Origin of the sequence: Tabrizicola sp., from assembly GCF_036781545.1 — a bacterium.
GTDB lineage: Bacteria > Pseudomonadota > Alphaproteobacteria > Rhodobacterales > Rhodobacteraceae > Tabrizicola.
The window spans coordinates 1-10,508 of sequence record NZ_DAIQAT010000122.1; the positions used below are offsets into that span (position 1 = coordinate 1).

A 10,508-nucleotide genomic window follows, 5' to 3' on the forward strand; every position below is an offset into this window, starting at 1 on the left:
GACCATGCTGAACGCCGAAGTTGCCAAGCGCCGCGACGAAGCCATCTCGCGCGGGGTGGGGATGATGACCCAGATCTACGCCGACAAGGCGCTGAATTCCGAGGTCTGGGATATCGAGGGCAATCGCTACATCGACTTTGCTGCCGGGATCGCGGTGGTGAACACCGGGCATTGCCACCCGAAGATCATGGCGGCGGTGGCGAACCAGATGACGAAGTTCACCCATACCTGCCATCAGGTGATGCCCTACGAGAACTACATCCGTCTGGCGGAGCGCCTGAACGACAAGGTGCCGGGGTCGTGGAAGAAGAAGACGATCTTCGTGACCACCGGAGCCGAGGCCTGCGAGAACGCGATCAAGATCGCCCGCATCGCCACGGGGCGGAATGCGGTCATCGCCTTCGGCGGCGGCTTCCATGGCCGGACCTTCATGGGGATGAGCCTGACCGGCAAGGTCGAGCCCTACAAGAAGGGCTTCGGGTCGATGATGCCCGACGTCTATCACGTGCCCTTCCCGATGGATGTGCACGGGATCTCGACCAAGGACGCGATGGCGGGGATCGAGAAGCTGTTCAAGGCCGACCTCGACCCGGCCCGCGTGGCCGCGATCATCTTCGAGCCGGTGCAGGGTGAGGGCGGATTCTATCCGGCGCCGACCGATCTGGTGAAGGCGATCCGCGCGCTCTGCGACCAGCACGGCATCGTGATGATCGCCGACGAGGTGCAGACGGGCTTCGCACGGACGGGGCATCTGTTCGCGATGGAGAGCCACGGGGTGGCCGCCGACCTGACGACGATGGCCAAGGGCCTGGCGGGCGGGCTGCCGCTGGCGGCGGTGACGGGCAAGGCCGAGTTGATGGATGCGGCCAATCCGGGCGGCCTGGGCGGCACCTATGCCGGGAACCCGCTGGGAATCGCCGCGGCGAACGCGGTTCTGGACGTGATCGAGGAAGAGGACCTGTGCGCGCGGGCGAACGAGCTGGGTTCGCGCCTGAAACAGCGGCTGGAGGCGATCCGGGCGACGGCGCCCGAGATCGTGGACATCCGGGGGCCGGGCTTCATGGTGGCGGTGGAATTCGCCAATCCGGCGACGAAGGAACCCGATGCGGGCTTCACCGGGCGGGTGCGGACCGAGGCGCTGAAGCGCGGCCTTCTTCTTCTGACCTGCGGGGTCTATGGCAATGTGGTGCGCTTCCTGGCGCCGATCACCATCCCGGATGCGCATTTCGCGGAGGCGATGGATATCCTGGAAGCCTCGGTTGCGGCAGCGCGGCAGGGCTAGGGTCGGGAACCTGATGGCCGGTCCGGCGTTATACGCGCAGCAACGGATCGGTCGAATTCCGCCCATCACGCCTTTTCCCGGCCCCAAGCGGGGGTTAGACAGCTACTGTCCGTCAGCAGAATCACAACCTGGAGCAGACCCATGAAACGTTATCTTCTGGCCCTTCCCCTTCTGGCCCTGCCGATCGCGGCTTGCACGCCGGCCGAGCAGAATGCGGCCATCGGCGGGCTTGGCGGCGCAGCGGTGGGGGCGGCGATCTCGTCGGATTCCGACCGCACCAAGGGCGCCATCGCGGGCGCGGCGGTCGGCGTTGTCGCCTCGCAACTGATCGGCCCCGCGCAGCAATCGGGCAAGTGCTACTACCGCGACCAGTACGGCCAGAAATACATCGCCAACTGCTAATAGCACCCCTGCCCCGGTCCGCCTGTGCGGGCCGGGGTCTTCGCGCCCCTGCGGGGCGCGGCCCCTTCCGTGCGGGGGGGGAAGCGGCTAGAAGGACGGGCAATCCGCCAGCAGGCCGCCGATGCCCGAGCTTTCCCCGCCCAAGCCTTCCCACAAGCTTTCCCCTGGAATCGACCTTGCCTCTGCCAGCGTCCGGCTGGGTGGGCGTGTCGTGCTGGACGGGCTGTCGCTGCGGCTGACGGAAGGCCGGATCGGGGTGCTGGGGCGGAATGGGTCGGGCAAGACGACGCTGCTTCGGCTGATCGCGGGGCTGATCGCCCCGGATCGCGGGACGGTGCGGGTGGATGGGGTGGACCCGTTCCGCGACCGGAAGGCCACGCTGGCCGCGCTTGGCATCCTGTTCCAGAACCCCGACCACCAGATCCTGTTCCCGACGGTCGAGGAGGAGCTGGCCTTCGGGCTGCTGCAGCAGGGCCTGGCTGCGGCGGACGCGGCGGGCCGGGTGGCGGAGTTGCTGGCGGCGGAGGGGCGGGCGCATTGGGCGAAGGCCCCGGTCTCGACGCTGAGCCAGGGGCAGCGACACTACCTTTGCCTTCTGGCGGTGCTGCTGATGGAGCCGCAGACGATCCTTCTGGACGAGCCGCTGGCGGGGCTGGACCTGCCGACACAGGCCCGGCTGGCGCGGCGCTTCGCCGCCCTGCCGCAGCGGCTGGTGACGATCACCCACGACCCGGCGGTGCTGCGGGAGGCGGACCGGGTGCTGTGGCTGGAAGCGGGGCGGATCGTGGCGGACGGGCCTCCGGATGAGGTGATCCCCGCCTTCAGCGCCGAGATGGCCCGGATCGGAGCGCGCGATGCTGACGCTGACCTCGCCGGTTGAAACCTGGGCGCATCGGCTGCCTGCCGGGCTGAAGCTGGGGGCGCTGGCGGGGGCGACGACGGGGCTGTTCCTGATGGCTGCGCCCTGGCTGCTGGCGGCAGCGCTGGCGGGGACGGCGGCCTTGTATCTGTCGGGAGGAAAGTGGTTTGCCCTGGCGGGCCTGAAACTCCTCTGGCCGCTCTGGCCCTTCGTCGTGATCGTCGGGGCCTGGCATCTGTGGACCGGGGATGTCCGGGGCGGGGCGGTGGTGCTGTTGCGGATGGTGGCCGCGGTGGGGCTGGCGAATTTCGTCACCATGACGACGCGGCTTTCGGACATGCTGGCGGTGTTCGAGCGGCTGGCGCGGCCGCTGGCACCGATCCTGCCGCCGCGGCGGCTGGCGCTGGCCTTCGCGCTGGTGATCCGCTTCATTCCGGTGATGCTGGAGCGGATGGGGCACATCCGGCAATCCTGGTCGGCGCGTTCCCCCCGCCCGCCCCGGTGGCGGGTGATGGTGCCTGCGACGCTGGCGGCGCTGGAGGATGCGGACCGGGTGGCCGAGGCCTTGCGGGCGCGGGGCGGGGCTGGTTAAAGGGCGGAAGCAACCGGGGGACCCGATGGAACGCAACCTGACGCATATCGCCCTTTTCGCCGCGCTGATCGCGGTTCTGGGGCTGATCCCGAAGATCGACCTTGCCGGGGGCGTGCCGATCACGGCGCAATCGCTGGGGATCATGCTGTGCGGCACGGTGCTGGGCGCCCGGCGCGGGGCACTGGCGGTGCTTCTGTTCCTCGCGCTGGTCGCGGCCGGGTTGCCGCTTCTGTCCGGCGGGCGGGGGGGGATCGGGGTCTTTGCCGGGCCGTCGGTCGGCTTCCTGGTCGGCTTTCCCGTCGCGGCCTTCGTGGCCGGCTGGGTGATGGAGCGCACGACCCTGTCGCCCGCGGTGGCGGCGACGGCGGCCTCGGTCATCGGCGGTATCGGCGTGATGTATGTCTTCGGCATCGCCGGGATGGCGCTGGTCCTGGGCAAGAGCCTGTCGGAAGCGGCCTTCCTGGCCTTCGCCTTCCTGCCGGGCGATGTGATCAAGGCAGGGATCGCCGGTCTGGTGACGCAGAGCCTGTCGCGGATGCGCCCCGCCTCGCTGCTGTCACGGGCCTGAACGGTCCACCAGCAGCGCCGTCCCGATGCCCCCCGCCGCCGCGATGGCGGCGAGGCCCCTGCCCTGTGTCAGCCCATGGAAGAGACGGACGGCCAGGATCGCCCCGGAGGCGCCGATGGGGTGACCCCGCGCCAGACCGCCGCCCGCGGGGTTGACATAGGCCGGGTCGAGCCCCGCCCCGTCGATCACGGCGAGGGCCTGGACGGCATAGGCCTCCATGACCTCGGCCTGACGGAGGGGCGAACCGTCCCAGATGCGGCGGATCGCGGCGACAGGGGCGAGGCCGGGTTCTTCCGGGTTTCCGCCCAATGTCGCCCCGGCGAGGAGGGCCAGCCCCCTGCCCTGCGCGATGCGGTCCGAGACGACAAGGCAGACCGCCGCCGCATCCGCCGCGACCGCAGCCGTCGCCGCGGTGATGCTGCCCGCAAGGACCGGGGCGCGGGCGAGGAGTTTCGAAGACAGCGCGCGCGGAAAGGCGTCGCGCGTGGTGCCGTCGAGGGGGACGATCTCGGACGTCAGGTCGGCGGCAAGCGCCTTGGCGTGGCTTTCGATGGCCCAGGCCTCTTGCCTTTCGCGGGGGATGGCGAGGCGCTGTGCAAGGGCCTCGGCCGCCTGCGCCATATCGGGGTCGCGGTCGGGCCAGGGAGTGAAAGGGGCCTGTTCATAGGGCACGGGCGGGCCGCCGTCGGGGTCGGTTTTCAGGCGTAGCGGGCGGCGGGAGTAGCTTTCGACGCCCCCGGCGAGGACAACCTCGGCGGCGCCGGAATCGACCAGGGCCTTGGCCAGCAGGATGGCGTCGAGGCCGCCCGCGCATTGCCGGTCGGTGGTCAGGCCCGCGACGGTTTCGTGCAGGCCAGCGGCCAGCGCCACCCGGCGGGCGGGGTTGCCGCCAAGCCCAAGGGCGTTGGAGAGGATGACCTCATCGACACGGGCGGGCTCGACCCCGGCATCGGCGAGGCAGGCGATGAGGACGGGGGCGGCGAGATCTTCGAGGGAAAGCCGGGCGAAGGCGCCGCCCCGGGGCACGACGGCGGTGCGGCGGGCGGCGATCAGGCGCGCCACAGCGAGGCCTCCAGCGCCTTGAGGTCGGTCTTCCCGGAGGGGAGCGTGGGCCAGTCCTCTCGCCAGACCAGCGACCTGGGAGATTTGAGCGGGCCGAGCCGGGTTCGCAGGGCGGTCAGGATGGCGGCCTCCTGCGCCGCGTCGCCTTGGAGGAGGGCGATCAGGCTGTGGCCGCGCTTCGGGTCCGGGACGGGCAGGACGGCGGCGCGGATGATGCCGGGAAGCGTGTGAAGCAGCGCCTCGATTTCCTCGGGGAAGACATTCTGGTCGGCGATGGTGACCATGCGGCCCGCGCGGCCCTTCAGGTAAAGGAAGCCGTCTTTCATCTCGCCGATCTCGCCCACGGAAAGCCAGCCGTCGCGCCAGCGGGTTGCGGGGGGACGGGAATCGAGCGCTGGCGCGCAAGCCTTTTCTCTCGCCTCTGCGCGCGAAGGGCGCGCAACCGGCTCGGGTGAAGAGCCTCCGGCGGGGATATTTGGGCAAATGTGAAAGTCAGAAGGGTCGGCATAGCCGAGGAAGAGGTAGGGGCTTTTGACCCAGACTTCTCCGGTCGGATCGAGGCGCAGGTCCACGCCGGGATAGGGACGGCCGACCGAGGTTTCGGGCGTGGTCTCGTCGGCCAGCGTGATGAAGCTGGTTTCGGCGGCGCCGTAGAACTCGCGGACCTTGGCCTGCGGTGCGAGGCTGGCGAGGGCGGCCCGGAGAGCGGGGTCGAGCTTGGAACCGCCGGCGAGGATGAGGCGGAGGTCGGGGAGGGAGCCGGGGCCGAGGATCAGGCGCAGTTGCGCGGGGGTGGCGTACAGGTGGGTGATGCGGCGCTGCGCCAGGGCCTTGCGCTGGCGGTCCGGGCGGAGGTCGGCGAGGAGGTGGACCTCTGCGCCGAGATGCAGGCCTTCGATGGCGCCATAGAGCGAGAGCGAATGGACCAGGCGGCCGAGCACGGCGATGCGGGCGCCGGGGCCGATGCCGAGGCCGGCGTTGACGGCGAAGCCGGCGGTCCAGGAGGCTTGCGTGCGGCGGATGCGGCGCGGCTGGCCGGTGGAGCCGGAGGTGAGGGTTTCGAGGATCGGCAGGTCATGCGCTGCGGGCGGCGGCTGGTCGGGGGCACCGATGCGGAAGGCGGGGTGGCCGATGGCGGCGGCGAGGCCTGAAGGGGTGTCGGGGAGGATTGCGCCCTCAGTCGTTTCTCCCGACGAAGGGGGCAAGCGGCTGCCCTCCCCGGCCCTCCCCACGAGGGAGAGGGAGAGGCTCATACCGGCCTGCGGGGCATGAGCGATACTTCTGGCTTCATGGCGAGGGGATGGGGCGCCTTTGGCAAAGGCAGTCGGGTTTGCCCGCCGCACCACCTCGGCCCCCGCGCCATCGAACAACCGGGCCTCGGGGTGCCAGCGGAAGCTGTCGCTCATGCCTTGAGGAGCGAGGCGATCCGGCGGAGCGCCAGCAGGTAGCCGTCTGTTCCGCAGCCGGCGATCACGCCGTCGGCGCGGGCGGAGACATAGGAGTGATGCCGGAAGGATTCGCGCTTGTGGATGTTCGAGATATGCACCTCGATCACCGGGCCGTCATAGGCGTGGAGCGCGTCGAGGATGGCGATCGAGGTATGCGAATAGGCGCCGGGGTTGATGATGATCCCCGCCGAGCTGCCGCGCGCCTCATGGATCCAGTCGATCAACTGACCCTCGTGGTTCGATTGCAGGGCGCGGACGGTCAGGCCAAGTTCCTCGGCCAGGTCGGCGGTGCGGGCCACCACATCGTCCAGCGTCTCGCGCCCGTAGATTTCGGGCTGACGCAGGCCGAGGAGATTCAGGTTGGGGCCGTTGAGTAAGGTGACGAGCTTCGGCATCGGGGTCCCGCAGGCAAGGTTCGCGTGAGATTAGCCGATATGACCCTGCGGGCAACGGGCAAAAAAATTGGCGGCTTTCCGGGAACCTGTCGGAACAGGTTGGAAAGCCGCCCAGGGAGACATCGTTCACCCCCGGAAGGGTTGATCTCAGGCCACTTTCTCCAGCACCACCTCGGGAAGGATGCCAAGGGCGCGGACGACCTCGCGGGTCAGCTGCGGGCGGTTCAGGGTGTAGAAGTGCAGATCCTCCACCCCGCCCTGGATCAGCCTGTCGCAAAGCGCGGTGCATTGGGTCAGCGCCAGCAGGTCCTCTCGCCCGTCGCGTGCGGCGGTGGCGAAGGCGTCGTCCAGCTTCTGCGGAACGCTGGTCCCGCAGCGGCGGGCGAATTTCTTCGCGCCCTCCCATGAGGTGATCGGCAGGATACCGGGGATGATCGGGGCGGTGATCCCGGCTTTGGCGCAGGCATCGCGGAAGCGGAAGAAGGTGTTGGCATCGAAGAAGAACTGGGTGATGGCGCTGGAGGCCCCCGCGTCGATCTTGCGCTTGAGCCAGGTCACATCGGCGGCGCTGTCGGCGGCATCGGGGTGCGGCTCGGGGTAAGCGCCGACGCGGATCTTGAACCTGCCGGTCTTCGCCAGCTTCTCCACCAGTTCCACCGAATTGGCGAAGCCGAGGGGGTGCGGCACGAAGCGCTGCGCGCCTTGCGGGGCATCGCCGCGCAGCGCCACGATCTCGGTCACACCGGCGGCGGCATAGGATTCGGCGATGGCCAGCGTCTCGGTCCGGGTGGCATCGACGCAGGTCAGATGCGCGGCCACCTTCAGCCCGTAGTTGCGATGGATGGTTGCGACCGCATCATGAGTGAGGGTCCGGGTGGTGCCGCCCGCGCCATAGGTGACGGAGACGAATTCCGGTTGCATCGGGGCCAGCGCCTGCACCGTTTCCCACAGGCGGAACGAGGCGTCCAGCGACTGCGGCGGGAAGAATTCAAAGCTGATGCGGGGCGAGGTCATGCGGGGTCTCCTTCACTGGCCCCCTTGTGGCAGATCGCGGCATGTGAGACCAATTCATAGTTTTCACGATCTTCATGAGGCCCATTCATGTACGTTGAGCTGCGCCACCTGCGGACGATCCGGGCGATCCAGCAGGCCGGAGGGCTGGCGCGGGCGGCGGACATGCTGAACATGACGCAGTCGGCGCTGAGCCATCAGGTGAAGGGGCTGGAGGATCAGGCCGGGATGGAGCTGTTCGTGCGCCGGTCGAAGCCGATGCGCCTGTCGGCGGCGGGGCTGCGGATGCTGCGGGCGGCCGAACGCATCCTGCCGGAGATCGACGCGATGGAGGAGGAGTTCCGCGCACTTCGGGCCGGGCGGACCGGGCGGCTGCACATCGCCATCGAATGCCATGCCTGTTTCGACTGGCTGTTCCCGGTGCTGGAGCTGTTCCGCCATGCCTGGCCCGAGATCGATGTGGACATCCGGGCGGGGCTGGCCTTCGAGGCGCTGCCCGCGCTGAACCGCGAGGATGTGGATCTGGTGATTTCCTCGGACCGGGAGCCGCCGCCGGGGATCGTGTTCAACCCCTTGTTCGACTATCACCCGACCTTCGTCGGATCGGCGCAGAACCCCTTGGCGAGCAAGGATTTCATCACGGCGGAGGACTTCCGCGACCAGGTGCTGATCACCTATCCGGTCAGCCGCGACAAGCTGGACATCTTCAGCGAGGTGCTGACCCCCGCCAAGGTGGAGCCCCGCGCACAACGGACGGCAGAGCTGACGGCGGTGATCCTGATGCTGGTGGGCTCGAACCGGGGGGTGGCGGTGCTGCCGGACTGGGTGATGCGTGAAGTGAAGACGAATGCCGACTACATCACGCGACCCCTTGGGCCGGACGTGGTGACGAAGCGGATGTATGCGGCGACGCGGGAAGAGGACGCGGCCAAGCCCTATATCGCGCATTTCCTGCGGCTGGCGCGGTCGGAGCCGGTGAAGCTGCAGCGGGGATGACACCTCCTCGTTCGACTTCCTCCCGGCGAGGAGGGACGACCTCACCGATGAGCGCTATCCGCGGATCGTGTCGGCCATCGTCTTGAACAGCGCGTCGTTCGCCGCGATCAGCGCGCCGTCCAGGGGATTGGCCCCCTCGCGCAGGCCTTCGACGAGACCGCCGGCTTCCTTCACCAGCAGCACGCCCGCCGCGATATCCCAGACGCTGAGTTCCCGTTCCCAATAGCCGTCGAAGCGGCCCGCCGCGACATAGGCCAGGTCCAGCGAGGCGGCGCCCCAACGGCGCACCCCGGCGCAGGCGGGCATCAGGCGCCCGAGGTCCTTCAGCATCGCGGGCAGCGTCGACTTCGCGCCGAAGGGCACGCCCGTGGCGAAAACCGCCTCGTGCAGCGCCCGGCGGCCCGAGACGCGGAGACGGCGGTTATCGTTCAGCCAGCAGCCCGCGCCCTTCTCGGCCCAGAACATCTCGTCCTTGGCGGGGTCGTAGACCACCGCCGAGACGATCTCGCCCTTGTGCTCCAGCGCGATCGAGACCGCCCAATGCGGCATCCCGTGCAGGAAGTTCGTGGTTCCGTCCAGGGGATCGACGATCCAGCGGCGGGTCGGGTCGGCCCCGGCGGTCGCGCCGGTTTCCTCGCCGATCCAGCCATAGGTGGGACGGCCGCCGAGGAGTTCCTCCTTGATCAGCCGCTCCGCCTCGCGGTCGGCTTTCGAGACGAAATCCCCCGGCCCCTTGGTCGAGACCTGAAGGTTCTCCACCTCGCGGAAATCCTTGACCAGCGAACGCCCCGCCTTGCGCGCGGCCTTGATCATCAGGTTGAGGTTGGCCGAGCCCTGCATTGTCCGCTCCCGCAGCATTTCAAGCCCGGCGCTATAGCGGGTCGGAACCGGGAAAGGAAGGGGGCGGGCTACTGGACGATCACCACGCGGGTGTTCTCCATCCCCTCGGCCTTGACCATCTCGAACAGGATCTTCGCGTTCTTCGGGTCGAGCCGGACGCAGCCGTGGCTGGCGGGCTTGCCCAGGCGCTTGATCTGGTCGGTGCCGTGGATGGCATAGTTGCCGCTGTAGAAGATGGCGAAGGGCATCGGCGCGTTGTTGTAGCGCTTGGAGCGGTGGTTCCGTGACAGGAATTCCGGCGAATAGGTCCCCGCGGGGGTGATCTTTCCGGCCTTGGCGGTGGAGACGGGCCAAGTGTAGAGCAGCCGCCCCTCGTGGTAGACCCGCATCTCCTGCGCGGCGATGGAAACATGGGCGACGACCCGTTCGGCCAGCGCGGCCCCCGGCAGCAGGATCAGGCCCATGAGAAGCGCGGCAAAATGGCGGCGCATGGCAAACCTCCGAATATGTGCATCAATCACGGGCAGCATTCCCGCTTGGGCGCAGTAGTCAACGGAAAACCGGCGAAAATCCGGTCGGGTTTACCTTAATCTTGGCGGGTTTGGGTCAGCCGCTGGCCGGATCGGGCTGTGGCAGCGCGCCGATCATCGGCCCTTCCAGTTCACGCAGCAGCTTGCGGCGGATGACCTCGGGATAGTCGGTCTGCCGGGGGGCGAGTTCGACGAAGGCACCGGGGCCGCGGATCACCTCGCCCTGGTAATAATCGACGATGTCGGCCTCGTGCTCGCCCACCGCGAGACCGTTCACCGTGATGCCGGTGAAATCCTCGCGCTCGTAGGTGCGCGCGACGGAGATGCCGTCGTTGTTGCGGCCATCGCCCGCCACGTCGATCACCCGGCGGTCGCAGTCGGGGGCCTCGCCCATCAGCGCCAGCCCGTAGCTGAGCGCATCGCCCAGAGCCGTCGCCAGCGGCGCCTCGGGGCGAGGAGTGCGGCGGACCGCCCAGATCGCGGCGTCCAGCGCCTCGGGGCTGTCGAGGATCACCCAGGGCTG

13 protein-coding genes are annotated in these 10,508 nt (G+C 68.9%); 6 read left to right on the forward strand and 7 right to left on the reverse strand.

The genetic code is table 11. The features are described from left to right. Window positions 1-4: 4 nt before the first annotated feature. The 5 genes from V7Q39_RS15440 (at window position 5) to V7Q39_RS15460 (ending at window position 3,703) form a co-directional block, all read left to right on the forward strand. Window positions 5-1,282, forward strand: coding sequence for a 4-aminobutyrate--2-oxoglutarate transaminase (locus V7Q39_RS15440; protein ID WP_333817512.1), 1,278 nt, complete (start codon window positions 5-7; stop codon window positions 1,280-1,282). Between the two features lie 141 nt (window positions 1,283-1,423). Beyond that, on the forward strand, window positions 1,424-1,684 hold the full coding sequence (locus V7Q39_RS15445; protein WP_333817500.1) for a glycine zipper 2TM domain-containing protein: 261 nt from the start codon (window positions 1,424-1,426) through the stop codon (window positions 1,682-1,684). 121 nt (window positions 1,685-1,805) lie between these two features. After that, window positions 1,806-2,564: an energy-coupling factor ABC transporter ATP-binding protein gene (locus V7Q39_RS15450; protein ID WP_333817501.1), complete on the forward strand. Its 759-nt coding sequence runs from the start codon at window positions 1,806-1,808 to the stop codon at window positions 2,562-2,564. Next, window positions 2,539-3,135, forward strand: a complete 597-nt coding sequence (locus V7Q39_RS15455; protein ID WP_333817502.1) for an energy-coupling factor transporter transmembrane component T family protein — start codon at window positions 2,539-2,541, stop codon at window positions 3,133-3,135. The genes V7Q39_RS15450 and V7Q39_RS15455 overlap by 26 nt, the downstream gene beginning before the upstream one ends. A 25-nt stretch (window positions 3,136-3,160) precedes the next feature. Next, window positions 3,161-3,703 (forward strand): biotin transporter BioY, encoded by a 543-nt coding sequence (locus V7Q39_RS15460; protein ID WP_333817503.1) that lies wholly within the window; start codon window positions 3,161-3,163, stop codon window positions 3,701-3,703. Here the strand turns inward: V7Q39_RS15460 and V7Q39_RS15465 are convergent. From V7Q39_RS15465 to metF, 4 genes are all read right to left on the reverse strand, one after another. Next, window positions 3,692-4,765, reverse strand: a complete 1,074-nt coding sequence (locus V7Q39_RS15465; protein WP_333817504.1) for a thiolase family protein — start codon at window positions 4,763-4,765, stop codon at window positions 3,692-3,694. The genes V7Q39_RS15460 and V7Q39_RS15465 overlap by 12 nt on opposite strands. Further along, window positions 4,753-6,171, reverse strand: coding sequence for an AMP-binding protein (locus V7Q39_RS15470; RefSeq protein WP_333817505.1), 1,419 nt, complete (start codon window positions 6,169-6,171; stop codon window positions 4,753-4,755). The genes V7Q39_RS15465 and V7Q39_RS15470 overlap by 13 nt, the downstream gene beginning before the upstream one ends. After that, window positions 6,168-6,608, reverse strand: a complete 441-nt coding sequence (gene aroQ, locus V7Q39_RS15475; RefSeq protein WP_333817506.1) for a type II 3-dehydroquinate dehydratase — start codon at window positions 6,606-6,608, stop codon at window positions 6,168-6,170. Before aroQ ends, V7Q39_RS15470 begins: the two co-directional genes overlap by 4 nt. Before the next feature lie 147 nt (window positions 6,609-6,755). Then, entirely contained in the window at window positions 6,756-7,622 is an 867-nt protein-coding gene (metF, locus tag V7Q39_RS15480; protein WP_333817507.1) for a methylenetetrahydrofolate reductase [NAD(P)H], read from the reverse strand. A gap of 87 nt (window positions 7,623-7,709) precedes the next feature. On the opposite strand from metF, the gene V7Q39_RS15485 reads away from it, so the two are divergent. Then, complete coding sequence (locus tag V7Q39_RS15485; RefSeq protein WP_333817508.1) at window positions 7,710-8,615, forward strand: LysR family transcriptional regulator; 906 nt, start codon at window positions 7,710-7,712, stop codon at window positions 8,613-8,615. Between the two features lie 54 nt (window positions 8,616-8,669). On the opposite strand, the gene V7Q39_RS15490 is transcribed toward V7Q39_RS15485, so the two are convergent. The 3 genes from V7Q39_RS15490 to V7Q39_RS15500 all read right to left on the reverse strand — a co-directional run. Next, window positions 8,670-9,455: an inositol monophosphatase family protein gene (locus V7Q39_RS15490; protein ID WP_333817509.1), complete on the reverse strand. Its 786-nt coding sequence runs from the start codon at window positions 9,453-9,455 to the stop codon at window positions 8,670-8,672. Window positions 9,456-9,523: 68 nt separating this feature from the next. Beyond that, window positions 9,524-9,946 (reverse strand): L,D-transpeptidase, encoded by a 423-nt coding sequence (locus V7Q39_RS15495; protein ID WP_333817510.1) that lies wholly within the window; start codon window positions 9,944-9,946, stop codon window positions 9,524-9,526. A 115-nt stretch (window positions 9,947-10,061) separates the two neighbouring features. Next, on the reverse strand, window positions 10,062-10,508 hold a 447-nt coding region (locus tag V7Q39_RS15500; RefSeq protein ID WP_333817511.1), incomplete at its 5' end, for a DUF1194 domain-containing protein.